The sequence below is a fragment of the Melghirimyces thermohalophilus genome (assembly GCF_900102685.1).
Taxonomy (GTDB): domain Bacteria; phylum Bacillota; class Bacilli; order Thermoactinomycetales; family DSM-45169; genus Melghirimyces; species Melghirimyces thermohalophilus.
Genome location: NZ_FMZA01000014.1, coordinates 1 through 20,438 on the forward strand (window position 1 = coordinate 1; position 20,438 = coordinate 20,438).

Sequence of the window (20,438 nt, forward strand, 5' to 3'; positions counted from 1 at the left end):
GAACCATCCTCCATAGCGACCGAGGATTCCAGTACACATCCCGAGCGTACCACGACATGCTTGACCGGGTGGACCTAACACCCAGTATGTCGCGGAGAGGCAATTGCTTTGACAATGCCTGCATCGAGAGCTTCTTTTCCCACTTGAAAGCAGAAGCTCTGTACCTCCATGGTATCCAAGATATTACTGAAACGCAAAGGTGTATTGAGGAGTACATTCAATTTTACAATGAACAACGGATTCAACGGAGATTAAAAAAGTTGACGCCTGTGGAATACAGACGCCAACTTGTCGCTTAACCCGGGTTTTTTCCAAGAGTCTACAAAATGGGGGCTTGACCAGTGCACAGGGGGTGGTTTTTTGCATTTCGATGTAAGACGCTATGATCCATGCAACTGACGACTCTTTCCACAGGACACCAGCTGCCGCCTGAAGGGGGGACGCTTTTTCGAACGAGTACAGCTCGATCATCACCATATAGCTAGTTTGGACGGGCTCTCCGGCTAGGCACGGTCAATAGGTACTGATGAAAGGGAAGCAATCGGATCACTTGCACTAGACCCACAGACAGCAGCAACACGAACAGGAACAAAAGAGGCAACGATGACGGATTCCACCAGGTGCTAGGAAGCAGCTGCACCAGCACCAGGATGACCAGCGGGTGGACCAGGTAAATGCCAAAGCCCAGATTGCCGAGAGCTTGAAACCATTCCCGGATCCGGAGCCGATGGAACACAGAAGTGTACAGGACGGAAGCGGTCAGAATTAACAGAGGGATATTGATCAGATTGGCCAACCGACGGGAGCCGTACATCCCTGCCCAATGGTATTCGACCACGGCTCCCGCTGTCACCAGAACACCTGTGAGAAAAGAAAACAGCATACCCGTGCGGTTCCGGAAAAAGCGCGTCAAACCCGTCCAATGATGGGCCAACAAGCCGCCCAACAGAAAGTAGAAGATCCAGGAAGGCAAAAACGCCTTATGGGATAGAATCGTGCCGATCCAACCGGGCCAGTCGGTCACCTCAGGGACCAAAAAGGCGACATTGACGACCAACGCGACGGTGGTTCCGATCCACCAGGCCCTTCCGGTGCGGAGCACCCGCTGCAGAAGCGGAAACACGAGATAAAACTGAATGACCGTAGATACAAAGTAGAGATGATAAAAGGCGCCCCCGGTAAAGAGAATATATAACCCCTGCTTCAGGGAGGCAAAATGGTCCACATGGTAAACATACTTCAAAATCAACAGATAAACCGTGCTCCAGATTAGATAGGGGATCAGAATTTTTGTCGTCCGGGAACGGATAAATCGGCGCAAGGAGAATCCCTTGTTTTTCACCTGGTTGAAGAGTAGAAAACCGCTGATCACGGCAAAGACCGGTGTCCCGAAGCGCCCGATCTGATTGATCAGAGCAGCAAAGGGGTCCCAGGAACCCTCCGCATAAAACACCCCTGCCGACACATGAACCGCCAACACAGCCAGACACGCTAACGCCCGCACAAAATTGATTTCAGAAACAAAACGGGTCGTACCCATCACGAAAAACCCCCGGATTCGCTCTTTTGCAACCAAGATAGCATATCCCTCGCTCTCAACCCGGGGGTTTCATACAAACTTAAACAAACAAATGTTACCTTAACAACATCAACCAGGTGTCTTCAGAAGAATCACTCTTGAACATCGAACCGATTCAAAAGGTGTCCTGAGACAATGCTGCTTCCACTTAGCTAGTCTTAACATTAAAAAATGGACCGATCGTGACGGTCAAAACGTAATTTCAACTCATCGTCGAACCTTCACTGTGCGGCCGTCACAGTTAATGTTCTCCCGTCATTATAGGTCGCCGTGGCCGAAGCCGAAGTATAGGAGTAAATGACATACGCCGCATAATCCTTCATTCCATCAAGGGCGCAGAATTTAACCTCAGATCCCTCACAATGGGATGTCAAAGTGCCATCGTAAACTTTACCGATACCACCCGAGCCGATTACACCGAAAGCCTGGTGATTGATTTCCAGATCCAAACGACTCACGTTCACATCCGAATCATTCCAAGTGATATAGGCATAATTCCTCTTTCCGAAAACATTGTTAAACCAATCGTGTTCAGCATAAAGCTCCCCAGTAATCCATAACCAGAGACTCTCTTCGGTATTTTTACCCTGTTTACTAAACTCTTTTTCAAAGGTCATCTGTGATTCCACTTCATCCCTGTTATTATGAAACTTTGCATATTTCTTAACAAAAGCGGCATCTTCTTTGTTTAACGGTTCATAGAGATCATAGGATTGACCGATCTGTTCAAACCTTTCCTGTATAGCCTCCTCTGAAAGCGTCTGATCAGCAGCAGAAACAGGAACTGACAATGGTGTCAACACCAAGGCAAAAAAAAGAATCGCGGCTTTCCTGATCATCAGATCATCTCCCTATTCTGTTTGTAATACAAAGCCACTATACAGAAATAATCATATCATGTCAAATATTTGTATGTATTAAAAAATACGGTAAATGGGTCGGACATCACGGTTCCGATTACGGGGTTAGAGGCCAAAAAGAAAAAGGCGGGAGCCACCGGCTTTGGGACGGTGGGAGCCGTCGCCCTCGATCAGGAGGGGAACCTGGCTGCCGCCACCTCTACCGGCGGCTTGACCAACAAAGCTGTCGGCCGGGTGGGGGATTCGCCCATCATCGGCGCCGGAACCTATGCCAATAACCGCAGCGTCGCCGTTTCCGCCACCGGCAAAGGCGAAGTTTTTATCCGGGGAACCGCAGCAGCAGATATTCCCGCCCTCGTACAGTATCAAAACATGCCGGTATCCCTAGCGGCCCGTAAAGTGGTAAAGGAGAAGCTTCCTTCCCTCGGCGGTACCGGCGGGGTGATCGCACTGGACGCCAAGGGCCACTTCGCCGCTCCCTACTCCACCCCGACGATGTTTTACGGAACCATCAATAAACAGGGAGATTACAAGGTGGTCCTCTCCCCGGGAGATGAGAAATAGTTTTCAAATTCCTTCCACCCATATGTTGACAATATTTTGATTTCCTCTAATATACGGATTGGGGGGGAAAATATTGTTTGTATCGCAAGGAGGGGATCCTTTGATAAAGAAACGACCGGGCTGGATGATCGCAATCGCTCTCACCATGGTACTCGCCTTTACCACCTCCGGTTACGCCGCTCCGCTGCAGACGGAGGGCTTTGACCGGAAAGTCTCCGAACACCGCATTTATTACCATATCGCGCAGCTGGCAGACCGGGACAACGCCCGGGTCACGGGCTTTGAAGGAGAACACCGCGCGGCTGACTACATTGCCAAGGAACTGGACAAGTACGGTCTCAAGGTGGAACGCCAATCATTCCCGATCACTGCCTTTCTGAGCCACGGAGCAGAACTGACAGTAAATTCTCCCATTGAAGAGAACCTCAATCCCGACACCTTCACCATGACCCCACCCACTCCGGAGGAAGGTTTAAGCGGAGAGCTGGCTGATGCCGGTCTGGGTCGTTACGAGGATTTTGAGCAAGCCGACGTGGACGGCAAAATCGCCCTGATACAACGGGGAGAGATCGACTTCTACGAAAAGGTGCAAAATGCTGCCGGCAATGGAGCCACCGGCGCCATCATCTTTAACAACACCGAAGGGGAACTGAACGGCACCCTCGGTGAGCCGACAGACATTCCCACCGTCTCCCTGTCTCAAGAGGAAGGGAAGAGTCTCCTGGATCTCGTACAGACCGAAGACTCTGTCCAGGTAACGATGGTGGCCGATGTAGACATGAAGGACAGCTACTCCCAAAACGTGATCGGCACCATCCCCGCTGCAAAGGGCGCCAAGGAACAGGCGAAGACAATTGTGGTCGGTGCCCACTATGATGGAGTGGATACCCCTGCCGCCAACGACAACGCCTCCGGAACCGCCACCCTGTTGGAATTGGCCCGAGTGTTGGCGGATCAGAAACTGCACCACCATGTGAAAGTGATTTTTTTCGGTGCGGAAGAAGTGGGGTTGGTCGGCTCCCATCGCTATGTGGACTCCCTCAGTGAACAACAGCGGGCTGATACGGCAGCCATGATCAATCTGGATATGGTCGGCGTTGGCGAAACCATCGGGATTATGACCGGCTCTGAGGATGCCGACAGTTTTGTGGCGGATCAAGCGGAGAACTACGTCCGCTCTATCGGTGAACCCTATGAGCGGTCCACCTCCACCCGGAGCGACCATGTTCCCTTTGAAGATGCGGGGATCCCCGTCGCCTTCCTCAATTACCACGAGGACCCCAACTACCATACCGACGAGGATACGTTGGATAAAATCCAGATCGACAACCTGGATCACATGGGAACACTGGTCACCTCCCTCACTTACGACCTGGCCAACAGCCACCAGCTGCCCAAAAACAACCCGGTTGCAGAAATGGCCCAAAAGAAGCGTTACCACAACCCGGAATACCAACATAAATAAAAGCATCCCCCTGACGGGAACCTTTTCCCGGGGGGGATTTTATTGTTGTAAGTGATCCCGCTCACCTTCTTCCCCATGCGACCGTGCAAACAATTTTTCAATCCGGATGGCGAAGGAGGCTGGCATCAAAAAAAAAGGCCTGCGTACAATGGGTACGCGAGCCTCTTTTCCCGATAAAGTCATGATCACGCTCAAAATCCAAACTGCTTTCTCGCGGCAAACAAAGGTCGAAACAGGCGATAAAGGGAAGACCCTCTACCTATGATAGACCTTGCCAATTTCCAGAAGGAAAGGATCTGTTTCACCCAAGGTCGTTTCAGAAATTGAAGCAGACGTGAAACCACAAACGCCCTCCTTCCGCGCAAGATCCATGAAAAACCAGATTCGTCGAGGGCACACATCCGTGTCGTTCAATTATCCTTCACCGCCGCCAAATCCGGCACTCACCAGGGCGAAAATGGTGGCAATCACCAGCAGATAAAGGAGAAGCCGACGCAGCCCAAATCCGTATCCAGAACTTCCGCCATACCAGCTCATCAATCATCCTCCTTTCCCAAATGATTCCTTCTTACCTTACGCCTGTTGCCGGTGATCCGTTTGGACACGTGGACCAACTGGACGCTTATTCACACAAAAGCCCCCGCCTATTTATAACGGAGGCTAAAGGTATGAGGTACAGGGGATGCCCCTTGCCTGAAAACGGACCCGCGGATGGTCATGGGCGATCGGGTTTCGGTGTGGCATGTTTTAATAAAGATAACGAGAAGACCCCACCGAAGAAAGAGCGAGTGGCCAACCCCTGTTGGGATCCTTATAGCCACGTTTTCATTCCCATCACCGTCAAAATCGCTCCCATGATAATAAACAGGATGGGCAGCCGGAAACCGGCCAGGATGGCCGCTACGATTCCTCCGATCAAGCCGACGGCGGGCTCCTTTGGTTCCACGGACAGAATTCCCGGAAAAACCAGAGCCCCGAGGGCGGCGAAAGGGATGCTGTTCAGCCAGCGTCGGACCCAGGCGGGAAGTCGCAGCCTCCCCACGACCCAGGCCGACAGCCAGCGGGGAACCATCGTCGCTAGGCTCATTCCGATCACGATCCAAAATACTGTCATTCCACTTCCTCCTTCATCCAAAAGGCCCCCAACAATCCCCCGCACACCGTAGCTAAAATAATCGCCCAGCCACTCGCCATCATTTGGCTGAAACCCCAACAGAGACCCATGCTGGCCAACGCCACGCCTCCCGCTCGCCACTCTTCCCGCACCGCCGGAACCAATAGCCCGATAAACATGGCATAAAGGGCGATCGACATGCTCTCGCTGATGGTGGGAGGGATCACTTGGGAGAGGGAATATCCCAGAAAGGAACCCACCACCCAAGTGGACCAGGCACCCAACATCAGACCCGCTGTAAACCGGGGCGTGAGCTTCTCCCCGGTACGAATCCGCAGGGAAGTCATCGCAAAGGTCTCATCGGTGATACCTGAGGACAATCCGATCTTCCATCGTAAAGGAAAACGCTGCAGCAGGTTCATCAAAGATAATCCCATCACAAAATGGCGAAAATTGAGCACAAAAGTAGCCAACACCACCTCCAATCCGCCCGCCCCTGCTGCCAACATATTGGCGGCCATCAATTGGCTGGCCCCGGCATACACCAACATCGACATCAAAAGCGTCGGCATCAAGGGGATTCCCGTCTGTTGCGCGATCACGCCGAAGGCGATGGCGATCGGCAAGTATCCGACCATGATCGGAACCGCAGCGATCACGCCCTTTAACCCCTCCGGCCTCTCTCTTTTCGTGCACATATATCTCCCTCCCCTGAATACAAAAAACCCCCTTAAGGGGTCTCTACCAACAACCGGTGAAAACACGTCCCATCTATAAACCGGATTTCAAGTTGGATAGCCGGCTGGACCGGTTCAGATATTCATCCTTTAAGCGATCCCAAGCCACTTGATGGGCGATGGTTTCCCGTTCAGCCAGCTCATCGGTCATATGAACCCAGATCAGTTGATAAGCCCAGGAATAAATAGCCGCCGCCCGTTTGGACAGATGAGCCGTCACATGATTGTGCAGTTTCAACTCTTCGGTATCCTGCGACATCGTTTCACTCCTATAATCTCTGCTCTCTCATCGAACAGAAATCGATTCACTCCTTTTATTAAACCGAATCCGTTCAATAAAGACAAGACGTATATGAAACGGTCTGCTCTTGAGCAAAAAACCCTCCTTCAAGGAGGGCGAACCACGATCATTTTTGCCGTAAGCGCGGCAGCCAGCGTTTTCGACCCTCCATCTCCTCCCCGTAAGGAGTTTCGGTCATCAACACCTGTTCTTCGGCAGGAATACGAAATTTTAAAAGGACAAACAGGTTGAGCACGGACAGAAAGATGGCGGTGAAATAGGCACCAAAGGCTGTGGGAAGGGTTAATAATTCCACTACGACCACCAGGTAATTGGGATGGCGGAGATATCGGTACGGGCCGCTGACCACTGGTGAGCGGCCTGGCACCACCAGGATTCGGGTATTCCAGTAAGGGCCCAGGGAGTGGATCGACCAGATGCGGAGGACCTGGGCCATCATAAACAGCGCAAAGGGGACTGGCCACCAGTGCGGGGGTTCGGCTCTCCCTTGCGTCACCTCTAGAAACAGTGCGGCGATAAACAGGAGATGGACTCCCACCAACAAGGGATAATGGGACCGACCCACTTCGTATCCGCCTTGTTGCCGAATCCAGTCTGCATGTCTACGGGCAAGGATCAGTTCCGCACCCCTTTGCAGCAGCAACCCCGCCATCGCGATATAAAACCAGCCGTTCTCCATGCCCATCTCCCATCACCACCGAATCAACATCAATTCCGAGCTAAATCCAGGTCCCAGGGCTGTGATCACCCCGTACTCCCCGGGGTCGTGCGGATCCTTCAACTCCCGCTCCAACACAAACAGAACCGTAGCTGAAGACATGTTGCCATAATCACGAAGCACTCCACGGGAGTGGACCAACGCTTCCTGCGGCAATCCCAGGGCTTCTTGGTAAGCGTTCAGCACTTTCACCCCACCGGGATGGGTGATGTAGCGGCTAATCTGCTCCTGAGACACCCCCGTCCGTTCCAGAAACTCCCGAAACACCGGCCGCACCTCTTTTCGGACGATCCCGGGAATATCCCTGGAAAATATCACTTTCAACCCGTCATCAGTCACGTCCCAACCCATCACATCCAGAGAATCGGGCCAAGTGGTGGTCATCGTGTCTACCACCTGCGGTTGACTCTCCATATCCTTGGGAAGAGCTACCTCATCTCCGGCCAGTAAAACCGCAGCCGCTCCATCGGCAAACAGGGAGGTAGCCACAAAGTTGCTCTTGGATCGGTCATTGGGACGAAAGGTGAGGCTGCACAACTCAACTGCCAGCATCACCACCAAACTATCTGGAAAAGCACGGGTATATTCGTACGCACGAGCCAGTCCGGAGGCTCCACCGGCACAGCCCAATCCCCAGATCGGTGTCCGCTTCACATGAAAATCCAACCCCAGTCGATGGACCATGCGGGCATCGATGCTAGGGGTGGCCAAGCCGGAGGTGGATACAAAAAAGAGATGGTCCACCTGCTTCGGGGAAAGTCCAACCTGAGCCAAGCAACGGCGTACAGCTTCATCCCCCAGCTGGCAGGCGGTCTCCATGTACACTTGATTCCGTTCAGCCAATCCCCGCTTCTTATCAAACCACTCCCGAGGTCGGCTTAAGCGCCGACTCCGAATTCGGGCGTGTTCAAAGATCGGCAGATAGCGATCGATATTCTGAAATGAATCCCGAAACAGGCGACCAGCAAAATCTTTCGCCTCTTCCTGTTCCAAGGTGTATTCCGGGACCGCAGTCCCTATGGACAATATCCGCGGCATGGCTATCCTCCGCTCCATCAACGGGTACTATCCGATAGTTTGTCCCTTCTCGCTGGTAACATGCGCCATCGGTTTAGAAGCATCCACGGTGGACAAGTGTAACTGAAAGTAACAGACATCCAGCCAGTGGTCCCATTTGAAACCCACTTCCCGCAAGCACCCTACTTTCGTAAATCCCAAATGAAGGTGGAAATCGATGCTTTGTTGAAGATGTCTATAAAATGGAAAAACCGTACGGCTCGAAGGCGTACGGCTTCCCCTCAGCGAACGTAACGTTCGAAAGGAGTTGGCAGATGGTTTTGAGTGAGTTCGGGGAATATTATACCATTTCCCATAAGAAAGCTCCAACTTTTTTCTGAAAAAGAGATTGACGTTTTACCATTTTATAGCTTTAAATTCCTTACATACTTATTTTTATTCCTATAAAAAGAAAAAATTTTTGCAGAAAAAGAGGGAATCGGAAAAATAGATCGAATATTATAATCGCGCTAAAAACTAGTGCAAAATCAGTATAAGGAGTGAATGACAATCAGACAAAAGCGTTACCTGTCCATTCTGTTCGCCTTCATGCTGGCCGTTTCTCTGTCCATTCCCTCTGTTGGCGCGGCGCAGCCGGGGACTACTGACACCGATGAAATTATTGTCAAGTACAAAGAAGGTCTTCCTTCGGCTGCCATGTCCGCCCTCCACAAAAAAGCGGATGCCGAGGTCTTAAACCGGAATGCGCAATTGGGCTTTGAGGTCGTCAAAGTGGAGGATGCCTCCCTGGAGCAAGCGATCGACATTTATGAACAAAACAACGATGTGGAGTATGCAGAACCCAACATCACCTTCCACACCTATGAAACGCCGAATGACCCGATGTTCGACCAGCAATGGGGTCCGCAACAGGTGGAAGCCCCTGCCGCTTGGGACGTCACCAAAGGCAGCGACCAAGTTGAGGTTGCCATTGTGGATACCGGGGTCGACTACGACCACCCTGACCTTTCCGGCAAAGTGATCAAAGGCGGGGACTTCGTGGACAACGATGGAGATCCGATGGATGAAAACGGGCATGGCACCCACTGTGCCGGCATCGCCGCCGCTTCCACCAATAACGGGGTCGGCATCGCTGGTATGGCGCCCAATGTGAGCATTTACGCTGTTCGTGTATTGGATGCCAACGGGAGCGGCTCATTGGATGCCGTCGCTGAGGGTATCATCGATGCCGCGGACAACGGCTCGGAAGTGATCAGCCTCAGCTTGGGAGCCCCCACCGGTGCTCAAACTTTGGAGGAAGCGGTGCAGTACGCTGCCGATAAAGGATCAGTCGTCGTTGCCGCCGCCGGCAACTCCGGACTACCGACCCCCAGCTATCCCGCCTACTACAGTGATGCGATCGCCGTCGCTGCCACCGACTCCAACGACTCCAAGGCCAGTTTTTCCAACTACGGCAGCTGGGTCGATATCGCCGCGCCAGGTGTGGACATCCTGTCCACCTATCCAGGCGGCGACTATCAAAGCCTCAGCGGCACCTCGATGGCCACTCCCCATGTAGCGGGATTGGCGGGGCTGCTCGCCTCCCAAGAAAGAAGCGCTTCGGAAGTCCGCTCCGCCATCGAGCAGACAGCCGACCCGATTTCGGGCACGGGGACCTACTGGGAAAACGGGCGGATCAACGCCAACCAAGCTGTCAACTATTAAACGCATGTCACCAAAGAGCCGGGCGAAAGCCCGGCTCTTTATAATAAGAGTCACATGATTCCGTCATCAAAAATGAGATCCAGAGGTTATATGAGTTGGATATCCAACATGCAGCCGAAGGGCAGCAAATGATAACACCGCTTCAGCTGATCTTCTACCAGGATTTGCCGAGATTTCGGGTTGACGTGCAACAACACGGCTTTTTCCAGTACGAGCCGCTCTTCATCCCATTCAAATTTGACACAGAAGCGGGTCTTTGTTCGCATCATCGACCGAATCTCCACCATGCGCCGATTCGCAACCATATCCAATCGACTTCATCTCCTCAATATCTACTTATAAAAATATTTCGTAACAGCATCCCCATTTCTGTCTGTTTTTTGTAATATCTTCCATATTTTTCACATGAAGAGTCGATGGATCCAGTTTACATCCTTCGTAACCGTACCTGTTGCACGGAATGATCTGGGCCCTTGGTCATAATCAGGCGGGCTCGCTCCCGGGTAGGAATAATGTTTTCCCTGAGATTGACCCGATTGATTTCCTGCCAGATGGATAAAGCTTTTTGCTCCGCTTCCGCTTCGCTCAATTCCGCATAACGGTGAAAATAAGAAGCCGGGTTGCGGAAGGCGGTTTTTCGGAGAACCTGGAACCGTTCCACATACCAGCGGGCAATATCTTCTTCCTCTGCATCCACATAAATCGAAAAATCGATAAAATCGGAAACAAACACACAGGGGGAAGACATATTGTCCACAGGAGTATTTTGTAGGATATTTAACCCTTCCACTATCAGGATATCAGGGCGACGGACCACTTGTTGTCGGTCCGGTAGGACATCGTAGACCAGATGGGAATATAGGGGAGCCGTCACCTCGTCCCGGCCGGCCTTTACATCGGCGAGAAAACGGATCAGGCGACGAAGATCATAACTCTCAGGAAACCCCTTTCGTTTCATCAATCCCCGTTCTTCTAACACCCAATTGGGATATAGAAAGCCATCGGTCGTCACCAGATCGACCCGCGGATGACCCGGCCAGCGGCGCAACAAAGCCTGCAGCACTCGAGCCGTGGTGCTCTTGCCCACAGCAACACTGCCGGACACACCAATAATAAAGGGGACCTTGGGGTAAAACTCCCCGAGAAAAACACCGGTTGTCTCATACACCTCGCGGTTACCGGTAGCCAACAAATTTAACAGGCGGGACAGAGGAAGATAAATTTCCGATGCCTCCTCCAGGGAGAGGTTTTCATTGATTCCCCGGAGGTTTTCCAGCTCTGTTTCCGTCAGCGGCAACGGCACTGAAGCCCGCAAACGCTTCCACTGATCCCGGTCAAAAGTGATATAAGGGGAAAAATATTCCGTGGTTGCCATGGTTTCTGTCACTCCTTTGTTTGCGGCCACCGGGTAGAACCGCTTTCGAATAAAACCAATCCGAACGAAAATATCTCATTTATTTACTATGACACAATCACCAGGGCTTTTCCACACCCAATCCTCTCCAAACAAGGCTTGATCTCTATGGAAAGAAAGCCGAAGGGCTCCTCACTGTGTCGATTGCGCTGGTCAACGGGCTTTTATGTATTCGATCCGCTTGTTGACGCGATTCCCTTGGTAGGTAAACACAATCTTCACCGGGGGTTTTATCGTATGCCAGTGACAACTGATGCAATCCATATACCCATCGTATGCATGCATCATCTGCCGGCTTCCACACAGCGGACAACGAATCATTTGCATCCTCCCATGCCAATCGACGTGATAAAGATCCAGATTTTTTAACTTTTACCCATCACGCACCGTAACCAAACGTGCTCACGCGATTTTGATCGACATTTTTCGCCACAAAAATAAACAGGAATACGAAAAAGAGGAATACCGGCGGCATCCCTCTCTTCCTGTCATTCTCCTTTTGTCTCGTGAAGATCCTGGATATCCCTGATGATCTCCTCCAGGTCCGGCTTCATTCCATTATACTGGTACAAAACTCGACCTTTAGGACTCACCAGATAAAAACCGGTTCCATGGATCACTTGATCGTTGTCCGGGTTGTGCTGAAGGTTCATATGGAAAGAGGCATCGGCAAACTGTTGTATTTCCTCAAAAGAGTAGCCGGTTAAAAAGTGCCAATTGGAAAAATCCGCACCATGCTTCTCGCCAAAACGTTTTAACGCCTTGGGTGTATCCCGCTCTGGGTCGATACTGAAGGAGACGATTTCCGCCTCAACACCCGCTTCTTTCATTTTTTTCTGTAACCGAGCCATGTTGGCGGTCATCGGCGGACAAACCGTGTTACAGTTGGTGAAAATCAGATCGGCGATCCATACTTTCCCTTCCAAATCGGAGCGGGTGAAGGGTTCACCGTTTTGGTCCGTATATGTAAAATCCTCCACCTTCCAGTTAAGGGGCTGTTTTTCCGTAGAAGTGTTCTCATCGGGGGTCGACTCCGGCGCGTTGGCTTGTACCAACAGGAAGAGGATCCCGATGAAGAGACCCATTCCCAAAAGCCCCAATCCCCACAACAATCGTTTTGGCTGCATCGCTTTCACTCCTTCCCATCCGCTTCCACATCCAAGGTTCGGGCCGGCTTCATCACATGACTGCCACGGGCGGTCACATGATACATCACCTGGTAGGTTCCCGGTTCGGCAAAGGTCTTTTTCGCCTGGTAAACCCCTTGGCCCACATGTTTCGCGGGCAGTTGTTCATGCTCCTTCTGGTCGGCGCCCTTTTTCCACACTTCAAATTGCACATCGTCAGCATCACTCACCGGCTTCCCGCCTTGGGTGACGGTCACCTCCAGGGGGGTCGCTACTCCTGCAATAGCCGAATCGGGTAGAGCAAATTCCACCTTGGGGGGTGTCTGGGTTTGTGAGGACTCCTTCGGGGGGCTAGTTTTCTGTTGTTCCTCCGGCGCTTGGCCACAGGCGGCCAAACCCGCCACCAGCAGAATCAGAAGCCACCGAACCCATCCGTCGAAGTTCGCTTCTCTTATGATTTTGCACATGAACCATCCGCTCCCTGTTCCATCTGGTGGTGAATGGCATCCATCGCAGCCGCAAAGGGAAGAACCTTTCCACCAAATCCTCTGACAAACTTATCTGCATGATCCCGACGTTCAAAAACCAACACCTGAGGTTGACAACAACGGAGATCCACCTCAGTACCCAGCACATACCACGCCTGTGCCGCAGGAATCGTGGTTTGTGTAAAAAAGTCCTGACACATCGCCTGCACCACCCTCTCCTGCAATTGACGGTGACGAATCAATCCGCAGTGCGGGCAACAAGCCGTCTCCATCTGTTGGTTTGGTAACAAAAGACGGTAAGCTAAACGTACATCCGTCTGGCTGCCGCATAAAACACACTCATTAGCCGGCGAAGAAGAAACAGATTCCTCTGCCCAAATCACCCCACCGTGCACCTTGATGATTTTCCCCTCTTCCAACAGGGGTTTCAGGTCCCGGTAAATGGTCATTTCCGAAACCTTCAATGCTCGGCTGAGATCAGAAACCTTTACATGGCGTTGCTCCTGAACCATTTGCTGAATCCGTTCTCGCCGTTTCGCAGGCAACATATTCATCCCCCCTGATGTGAAACAATCAACAAAAAACCACAAGCTCCTACTCATGGTAGTATACCGTTATCGGCAAGGGTTCATCAGTCATCCCCCTTAAAAGAATTGTGACAATCCGATGACTGAGGTTATCATTTCTCAATCGATCACATAAACCCACAACAGATGAATCAATGAGGGGGCATGGATGATGACGGTATGGGAATGGACCCTCGTCGCTGTAATCGGATATGTGATCGGCGCCAGTGCCGTCGGATGGAAAAAGAAGTGGTCTCGTCGCGGGTTGGACATCTGGTTGGCGATCAGCACCGGTTTATTGACAGCGGTTGCGATCGCTGGGATGCTGCCCCACGGTTGGAGCGAAGTCTCCACACCATCGGTATGGGTGTTGGCCGGGTTGCTGATCGCTTTTCTGTTTCAACAGGGGTTCAGAGGAGCCGACACCGAGGAAAGAAGGAACTCCCACATGGTATGGAGTGTACTGACGGGAATGGGGATTCATGCTTTTTTTGAAGGAGTGGCCTTAGCCGCCGGATTTTTGACTGACATTCGCTTGGGCGTGGCGGTGTTGGCGGGATTGGTCCTACATAAAATTCCTGAAGGAATGGCAATGGCTTCCTTAGCCATCGCCCGATGGGGAAACCGAAAACAGGCATTAGGTTCCGCTCTCTTACTGGGGGCTTGTACCGCCCTCGGGACCCTAGCTGCCGGATTGATGACAGGATTGACCCAAATCGGAACCGGCATTCCCCTTCTTTTCTCCGCGGGCATTCTGATCTATATCTCCGGTACAGAATTATGGCCTAAAGTAAACGAGGGAGGGGGGCGAAAAAACATCGCTTGGGTCCTGGCTGGCGTCTTGATTTATGGGGTGCTAGGCTGGGGCAGCCACTACCTGTTTCCAGGCCACAGCCAAGATTCCCACCCCCACTCGCACCCCCATGAAGCCTCCAACGTTGAGCGATCGATATCCATGAAAACCTATTGAATCCTATTCAGCGATCCTCGGTTTTAATGAAATAACAGAAAAGAAACATCCCGGGCACTCTCCCGGGATATTTCTGTGTGGATAGATGACCGAACCACAATGTCACTTGAAGCCGACTCATTCAGGATTAGAGGGTTTAGACGACGCTCTCCTCCGCACCGGTCACCGACCCGCTGGAAGAGGACATTGTAAAAGAGACGGGAGCAGAAGATAGCGACTATTTCCCCTACAGGCACTTCCTCCTCAACACCGTCTCGTTGACAGGCCTCCTCACAGCCCACCGAATCGGTTTCTCACCAATCGATCGGCAATCGCCTTCACCCCAGGCAGCCCCCGGATGTCCTCCGGCTGCAGGGGAATTTGCGTCCGGGGAAGGTCGGCAAAACGTCGAGCGATCTCTTCCAAATAGATTTTCTCCCCTTGCCTCCGTCTGGCCAGGAAATCACCGTCCGCTTCTCTGGGCAACACGCGGTTGACGATGACGCCACCAACAGGAACCTCGTATTTTTCTAACAACGCCATCGCCTTAGCGGACTCCAAAATGGAGAGTCGTTCCGGATTGAGCACAAAGTAGAAGGAAGTGACCTCAGGGTTGAGCAGCCGCTCCCTCGCCGAGGCAAACCGGTTTTTTCGCCGCTCCAAAAGCTCTTGCACCTGATCCTTTGGCTCTTCGGACACCCCAGCCACATTGTGAAGCATCCGGTGTAATTCTCTCGTTTTCTTGCGCCGGGCCAGCATTCCTTCCACCCAGACACCCATTAGCTCCGGCAGGGACAAAAGGCGTAACGTGTGACCCGTTGGGGCGGTATCAAAGACAATTCGGTCAAACTGGGATTCCGCCGACAGAATCACAGAGACCATTTCGTCGAAGAGGGCCGCTTCATCTGCTCCGGGGGAAGCGGCGGCAAAATCCATCTGCCGTTCCACCTCTTTCCACAGCCCAGGGTCAGCCAATCCTTTCAGGTTCCCCTTTACCTCCCCGATGTATCGGCGAGAAGCTTTCTCTGGATCAATCTCCCGCACCCACAGCTGTTCCCTAACCTGCACCGGGTCGGCTTCCGCCTTCACCTCCAACAAATCCCCCACCGAGTGAGCGGGATCGGTGGAGACCAAAAGCGTCCGGTACCCCTGACTGGCCAGCGCCACGGCATAGGCTGCGGAACAAGTGGTTTTCCCCACTCCGCCCTTTCCCCCAAAAAAGGCGATTTTCTCTCCCCTGTGTTCAGCTTGCCGACGCCCTGTCTTCCCTCCCAACCGGCTCAGCAACATTTGAACCCATCCAACGGCGACTTTTCCATGCCCATCCGTTGATGCCACTCATGGAAGTCTTCCAACATAAAGGGCATCAGTTCCAAGGTATAGTAGGAGACGGGATTGGGAATTCCCAGGGCCTCCGAGAAGGCAAGCAATTTAAACACGTCCTCTTCATTGCGGATCTCCTTCAGCATGGTGCGGCGGTAAGGGGCAAAGTACATCTCATCGTAAAATTGTTTGATCTGATCCCACAAGGCTCGAGCTTTTTCCGTTCTAAACGCCATCGATCTCCCCTGCCTTTCATCCGTGTGTAAAAAGAAACCCGCGTCCGCCGCGGGTTCTTTGCCATCGATCAAGCGTTGGCTCCAGGCCCACCGCTGATGCTGCGGCGTTGCCGCATCGCAGCAGCGATACCTTCCAGGACCAACCAGGCGTTGAGGGCCAGAATGATCACCCCGACCACAACCAGATGCCATTGTCCTTGATCCACGTAGCCGAAGATGCTCTGCGCCATGCTCCAAGCGGTCATCACCACCACAAAGACCAACGGGATCAAAGCCACCATGTAATTCCGTCCCCATTTCCACAGGAGCAGGGTGATCACGATCAGCGACAGGCCCGCCGTCAGCTGGTTGGTCGTTCCAAATAGCGGCCACAACACCATGCCTCCCGCTCCCGGATTGGACGGGTCCGCCAGAAAAGCCAGCGCGACACAGGAGAGGAAGGCGATGACGGTGCTGGTGTTGAGGCTTTTCAGCGCGTTCACCTGATACTGCTCCCCGATCTCTGACAGGATAAATCGCTGCAACCGCATCGACGTATCCAAGGTGGTGGCGGCGAAGGCGACGATCATGATGGAGACAAAAGTGGTCCCGATCACCGTCGGGATTCCCATACTGGCCAGGAAGTTTCCGGCTCCGGTGACGAAGGCACCGACACCGCTGGAACTGGCGCTCTCCCAGGAGGCGTAATGTTGGCTCCATTGGTCCATGGAAGCGAAGCCAGCGGCGGCGGCCATAATAGCGATCAAAGCCAGCAGCCCTTCCCCCATCGCCCCGAAGTAGCCGACAAAACGGGCATCCGGCTCTTTGTCCAGTTGCTTGGAAGAGGTTCCGGAGCCGACCAACCCGTGAAAGCCGGAGATGGCTCCACAGGCGACGGTGACAAACAGAAGCGGAACCAGATTGGGGGTGTCCTCTGGCACATCGGTGTTAAAGAAAGGGGCGTTAAACTCCGGTTGGGTGATAAACAGCCCCAGATACAGGATACCCAGTCCCAAAAACAACATATGGGAGTTGATGTAATCCCGAGGTTGCAGCAGAAGCCACACCGGCAGCCGGGAAGCGATCGCCCCGTACAGCAGCATCACGATCACCCAAAATCCGGTGGAGGGGATACCCAAAACCGTCTCCGGCATATGGATGGGAGCCCCCGCCCCGATGAAGATGAAGAGGTACAGCAGCACAAGGCCGATAATCGAGGGCCAAAAGAGCCTGATACCCCGCTTATACACCAGAAACCCGATAGCCATCGCTACCGGCAACTGCAACCAATAGGGTAACACGCTTTCCGGAAACTGCGTAAACAGATTGGCGATCACCACGGCGAACACGGCATTGACCAACAACAACAGGAAAAAGATGATCAACAGGAACAAGCCCTTGGCCCGGGGACCGATGACGGAATGGGTGATCACTCCGACCGACTTCCCTTTATTCCGCACAGATGCCCACAGGGTGCCGAAGTCGTGCATGCCGGCGAAGAAGATCGTGCCTAACACTACCCACAGCAACGCCGGCCCCCAGCCCCAGATCACCGCGATGGCTGGCCCGACAATCGGAGCCGCCCCGGCAACGGAACTGAAATGGTGTCCCCACAGCACAAATTTGTTAGTGGGCAGGTGGTCCACTCCATCCCGAAATTCATGGGCTGGCGTCCGAAACTTCGGATCGACCTGGAATACCTTTTCTGCCAAATATTTTGAATAAAAGCGGTAACCAAAAAAGAATAAAACCAAAGCACAAATCGTCATCAACAACGGCTGAGTCAAAATGAGCCTCCCCCTTTTTCTGTGATATATCAAATAGTCAAAATGATAAGCCCATACTGTTTTTTGTTTATTTTAAAGGAAAACGGATTATTCGTCCATCGAAAGCGGAGGGTTTCCACCAACAGGAAACCCTCCCAACTGTTATCGAGCCGGCCGCACTTCCACTTTACCGCCATCTTTTCGGTAACACAATTCCCGTCCAGGCCCCATCCACCACCGGATCTCCTCGTCGTGAAAGGGGTTTTTACCATCGGCTCCCGACTCGTCCCCAATCGATTCTTCATTCATCGCCCGCATGGCGATCTCCGTCATCTCTCGGTAACACTCTCGCACCCGACCCGCCAGTTCGTCCATCAACGCTTGATCGACGCTGGTGAGTTGAAACTCCTGTCGATTCTCCTGCATTTTCCTTCCCTCCCCTTACAACAGTCACTGGTATCCTGTACCGGTTGCCGCTTCTTTATGCCCGGCACTTTTTTCATTCCGCATATTTTTCCTTTTATATTTTATGTGGAGCTTCGGATACTAAAAGCAGCAACCCGGATAAAAGGAGGGAAGTTCTTGTGCGAAAAGGGTTGAAAGCCTTCACTCTGGTGACCTCCGCCGCCTTGGTATTTACCTCGATGGGCTGTGCGACGAATAACCAGGGTCAGCAGGGCAGACAGCAAAACGGCGAACAGCCGCAACGGATTGTCCAACCGGCTCGGGACGGAAATAATCAAGTCAACCAGCAAGATGCTTTTGGGGATAAAGTCGTCCAAACCGGGAAAAAATATTTGGGCACACCGTACCTATTCGGAGGAGAATACGAAACGAGCGGACGATTTGATTGCTCCTCTTTCACCCAGTACGTATTTAAGAAAAACGGCGTAGATTTGCCCCGACGGGCGGAACCTCAAGCCCAAAAAGGGACCCGTGTCTCCAAGGACCAATTGCAAAAAGGGGATCTGTTGTTTTTCAAACTGAAGAGCAAACCCAATAAAGGGATTGAACACGTAGGTATCTATGCCGGAAACGGAAAAATTTTGCACACCTACGGTGAAGGTGGGGTTCGGATCGACGACCTCGATCAAGACTGGCTCCAATGGGGCTATCTCGGTGCTACCCGGGTCCGTCCTAATCAATAACATCCCAATATCAAAAACCGGGACATATGGTCCCGGTTTTTGCCTGATCATATCGCTTCATTCAACTCCAATTCATCCTCCTCATCCCGATTAAAGGCCTCGCGATCAAATTCATCCTCGGAGTCGGCGATCACGAGGGAGGCGACTGTATCACCAGTGACGTTGACGGCGGTTCGACCCATATCGAGAAGGGCATCGATGCCGAGCACCATCGCCATCCCTTCCAGGGGAAGGCCCATCCCAGTCAGGACAACGGTGGTCATGATAGAGGCGGTACCGGGAACGCCGGCGGTACCGATGGAGGCTAAGGTTGCCGTCGTCACAAGGATCAGGTAATCGACCATTCCCAAATCCATATGAAAGACGTTGGCCACAAAAATCGCCACGATCGCAGGATACAATCCTCCACAGGCATCCATGTTCATAGTGGCACCCAAGGGCGCGACAAAGCTAGACACCTTTTCGGAAACTTTCACCCGGCTCGTCAAGGTTTTCAAGGTGACGGGCAAGGTGCCGTAGCTGCTCCGGGTGGAAAAGGCCACCACCATCACCGGCCAGATTTTTTTCAAAAACCGGATCGGGTTCACCTTCGCCACAAAACCGACTAGACTGCCGTAAGTGAAGAGCAGATGGATCAAGCAAGCGAGATAAACAGCCACCACCACTTCCATCAACGGCAGCAACGTGGAGAGGCCATGGGTGGCGGCCACTCGGACCAACAGCCCGTAAACCCCATAGGGTGTCAGCTTCAGGACGATCTTAGTCACTCGGAACATGACCTTAGAAAAGGATTGGACCAACCGCTTCACCGGTTCCACCGAATCCGGATTCCGTTGGGATTCGATTGTGATGGCAACTCCGATGAACATGGCAAAGAAGATGACCGGCAAAATCTGACCTTCCGCCGCTTCAGCGACAGGATTATCCGGAATCATATCCAGGAGAACCTCAGTCACAGGCGGAATCTCCCGCGGTTCGGCAGAGGGATCCGGCGCCATATCCATACCGACACCCACCTGCAAAGCATTTCCCACCAAGATACCGATGGCGCTGGCGATAACAGCTGTCAACAAGAAGAGCCCGATCGTCTTCAGCCCCAGCTTGCGAAGCTGGGCCGGATCCTTGAGGGAAGTGATGCTGGAGATGATCGCTGTCACCACCAGGGGAATCACCAGCATTTTAATCAAATGGATATAGGCATCGCCCAACAGGCCGACGATTTCCGCCTCGTTCCCCAAAACCGCTCCGACGGCGACCCCGACCAGCATGGCGATCATCACCCGCAGGCCGAAGCTGACTTTTTTCCGCTTTAGAAAAAGAAGAAAGCCGATGACTATCAAGGAAACGAGCAAACTGACAAGCATCATATATTTCTCATCCCAT

Annotated in this window: 25 protein-coding genes; 6 read left to right on the forward strand and 19 right to left on the reverse strand. The window is 52.5% G+C overall.

Translation table 11 applies throughout. The features are described 5' to 3' along the window. A partial coding sequence (locus tag BLP91_RS10995; protein ID WP_143003534.1) for an IS3 family transposase occupies positions 1–299 on the forward strand: 299 nt, incomplete at its 5' end. Positions 300–481: 182 nt separating this feature from the next. On the opposite strand, the gene BLP91_RS11000 is transcribed toward BLP91_RS10995, so the two are convergent. Beyond that, entirely contained in the window at positions 482–1,540 is a 1,059-nt protein-coding gene (locus tag BLP91_RS11000; RefSeq protein ID WP_143003535.1) for an acyltransferase, read from the reverse strand. Positions 1,541–1,800: 260 nt separating this feature from the next. Further along, a complete protein-coding gene (locus tag BLP91_RS11005; protein ID WP_091570876.1) occupies positions 1,801–2,418 on the reverse strand; it encodes a hypothetical protein in 618 nt (205 codons plus the stop codon). A gap of 69 nt (positions 2,419–2,487) precedes the next feature. Here BLP91_RS11005 and BLP91_RS11010 point away from each other — a divergent pair, with 69 nt between their 5' ends. Beyond that, on the forward strand, positions 2,488–3,003 hold the full coding sequence (locus BLP91_RS11010) for an isoaspartyl peptidase/L-asparaginase (protein WP_245662236.1): 516 nt from the start codon (positions 2,488–2,490) through the stop codon (positions 3,001–3,003). Between the two features lie 100 nt (positions 3,004–3,103). Then, entirely contained in the window at positions 3,104–4,468 is a 1,365-nt protein-coding gene (locus BLP91_RS11015) for a M28 family peptidase (RefSeq protein WP_091570880.1), read from the forward strand. Positions 4,469–4,882: 414 nt separating this feature from the next. Here BLP91_RS11015 and BLP91_RS17295 read toward each other — a convergent pair whose 3' ends face one another. The 6 genes from BLP91_RS17295 to BLP91_RS11040 all read right to left on the reverse strand — a co-directional run bounded on the left by BLP91_RS17295 (position 4,883) and on the right by BLP91_RS11040 (position 8,376). Next, complete coding sequence (locus BLP91_RS17295) at positions 4,883–5,005, reverse strand: hypothetical protein (RefSeq protein WP_281220560.1); 123 nt, start codon at positions 5,003–5,005, stop codon at positions 4,883–4,885. A 274-nt stretch (positions 5,006–5,279) separates the two neighbouring features. After that, a complete protein-coding gene (locus BLP91_RS11020) occupies positions 5,280–5,582 on the reverse strand; it encodes an AzlD domain-containing protein (RefSeq protein WP_091570882.1) in 303 nt (100 codons plus the stop codon). Further along, complete coding sequence (locus tag BLP91_RS11025) at positions 5,579–6,280, reverse strand: AzlC family ABC transporter permease (protein ID WP_091570885.1); 702 nt, start codon at positions 6,278–6,280, stop codon at positions 5,579–5,581. The genes BLP91_RS11020 and BLP91_RS11025 overlap by 4 nt, the downstream gene beginning before the upstream one ends. Positions 6,281–6,353: 73 nt before the next feature. Next, entirely contained in the window at positions 6,354–6,578 is a 225-nt protein-coding gene (locus tag BLP91_RS11030; RefSeq protein WP_091570888.1) for a ChaB family protein, read from the reverse strand. Positions 6,579–6,726: 148 nt separating this feature from the next. Then, positions 6,727–7,305, reverse strand: a complete 579-nt coding sequence (locus BLP91_RS11035) for an isoprenylcysteine carboxyl methyltransferase family protein (RefSeq protein ID WP_245662237.1) — start codon at positions 7,303–7,305, stop codon at positions 6,727–6,729. A gap of 6 nt (positions 7,306–7,311) precedes the next feature. Beyond that, positions 7,312–8,376, reverse strand: coding sequence for a type III polyketide synthase (locus tag BLP91_RS11040; protein ID WP_091570893.1), 1,065 nt, complete (start codon positions 8,374–8,376; stop codon positions 7,312–7,314). 522 nt (positions 8,377–8,898) lie between these two features. On the opposite strand from BLP91_RS11040, the gene BLP91_RS11045 reads away from it, so the two are divergent. Next, positions 8,899–10,059 carry a S8 family peptidase gene (locus tag BLP91_RS11045; RefSeq protein WP_091570896.1) on the forward strand — a complete coding sequence of 387 codons (1,161 nt, stop codon included), beginning with the start codon at positions 8,899–8,901 and terminating at the stop codon, positions 10,057–10,059. An 86-nt stretch (positions 10,060–10,145) separates the two neighbouring features. Here BLP91_RS11045 and BLP91_RS11050 read toward each other — a convergent pair whose 3' ends face one another. From BLP91_RS11050 to BLP91_RS11070, 6 genes are all read right to left on the reverse strand, one after another. Continuing rightward, positions 10,146–10,370, reverse strand: a complete 225-nt coding sequence (locus BLP91_RS11050) for a hypothetical protein (protein WP_091570898.1) — start codon at positions 10,368–10,370, stop codon at positions 10,146–10,148. A gap of 116 nt (positions 10,371–10,486) precedes the next feature. After that, the gene (gene coaA, locus BLP91_RS11055) at positions 10,487–11,434 is read right to left on the reverse strand and encodes a type I pantothenate kinase (RefSeq protein ID WP_091570901.1); all 948 of its coding nucleotides are present in this window, start codon (positions 11,432–11,434) and stop codon (positions 10,487–10,489) included. 192 nt (positions 11,435–11,626) lie between these two features. Beyond that, the gene (locus BLP91_RS16775; protein ID WP_176757944.1) at positions 11,627–11,794 is read right to left on the reverse strand and encodes a hypothetical protein; all 168 of its coding nucleotides are present in this window, start codon (positions 11,792–11,794) and stop codon (positions 11,627–11,629) included. A 167-nt stretch (positions 11,795–11,961) separates the two neighbouring features. Then, entirely contained in the window at positions 11,962–12,600 is a 639-nt protein-coding gene (locus BLP91_RS11060) for an SCO family protein (protein WP_245662238.1), read from the reverse strand. Positions 12,601–12,605: 5 nt separating this feature from the next. Further along, entirely contained in the window at positions 12,606–13,067 is a 462-nt protein-coding gene (locus BLP91_RS11065; RefSeq protein WP_091570903.1) for a FixH family protein, read from the reverse strand. Continuing rightward, positions 13,052–13,636 (reverse strand): DeoR family transcriptional regulator, encoded by a 585-nt coding sequence (locus tag BLP91_RS11070; RefSeq protein WP_176757945.1) that lies wholly within the window; start codon positions 13,634–13,636, stop codon positions 13,052–13,054. Before BLP91_RS11070 ends, BLP91_RS11065 begins: the two co-directional genes overlap by 16 nt. A gap of 190 nt (positions 13,637–13,826) precedes the next feature. Here BLP91_RS11070 and BLP91_RS11075 point away from each other — a divergent pair, with 190 nt between their 5' ends. Beyond that, a complete protein-coding gene (locus BLP91_RS11075) occupies positions 13,827–14,624 on the forward strand; it encodes a ZIP family metal transporter (RefSeq protein ID WP_176757946.1) in 798 nt (265 codons plus the stop codon). A gap of 270 nt (positions 14,625–14,894) precedes the next feature. Here the strand turns inward: BLP91_RS11075 and BLP91_RS11080 are convergent, their stop codons facing one another. The 4 genes from BLP91_RS11080 to BLP91_RS11095 form a co-directional block, all read right to left on the reverse strand. Then, entirely contained in the window at positions 14,895–15,893 is a 999-nt protein-coding gene (locus BLP91_RS11080) for an ArsA family ATPase (RefSeq protein ID WP_091570909.1), read from the reverse strand. Further along, positions 15,884–16,162 (reverse strand): cory-CC-star protein, encoded by a 279-nt coding sequence (locus BLP91_RS11085; RefSeq protein ID WP_176757947.1) that lies wholly within the window; start codon positions 16,160–16,162, stop codon positions 15,884–15,886. Before BLP91_RS11085 ends, BLP91_RS11080 begins: the two co-directional genes overlap by 10 nt. Before the next feature lie 68 nt (positions 16,163–16,230). Then, complete coding sequence (locus BLP91_RS11090; protein WP_245662239.1) at positions 16,231–17,928, reverse strand: carbon starvation CstA family protein; 1,698 nt, start codon at positions 17,926–17,928, stop codon at positions 16,231–16,233. A 141-nt stretch (positions 17,929–18,069) separates the two neighbouring features. Next, positions 18,070–18,333 carry a hypothetical protein gene (locus BLP91_RS11095; RefSeq protein ID WP_091570912.1) on the reverse strand — a complete coding sequence of 88 codons (264 nt, stop codon included), beginning with the start codon at positions 18,331–18,333 and terminating at the stop codon, positions 18,070–18,072. Between the two features lie 158 nt (positions 18,334–18,491). On the opposite strand from BLP91_RS11095, the gene BLP91_RS11100 reads away from it, so the two are divergent. Further along, positions 18,492–19,055 (forward strand): C40 family peptidase, encoded by a 564-nt coding sequence (locus tag BLP91_RS11100; RefSeq protein ID WP_245662240.1) that lies wholly within the window; start codon positions 18,492–18,494, stop codon positions 19,053–19,055. A gap of 47 nt (positions 19,056–19,102) precedes the next feature. Here BLP91_RS11100 and BLP91_RS11105 read toward each other — a convergent pair whose 3' ends face one another. Beyond that, complete coding sequence (locus BLP91_RS11105; RefSeq protein ID WP_342670294.1) at positions 19,103–20,422, reverse strand: dicarboxylate/amino acid:cation symporter; 1,320 nt, start codon at positions 20,420–20,422, stop codon at positions 19,103–19,105. Positions 20,423–20,438: the final 16 nt, after the last annotated feature.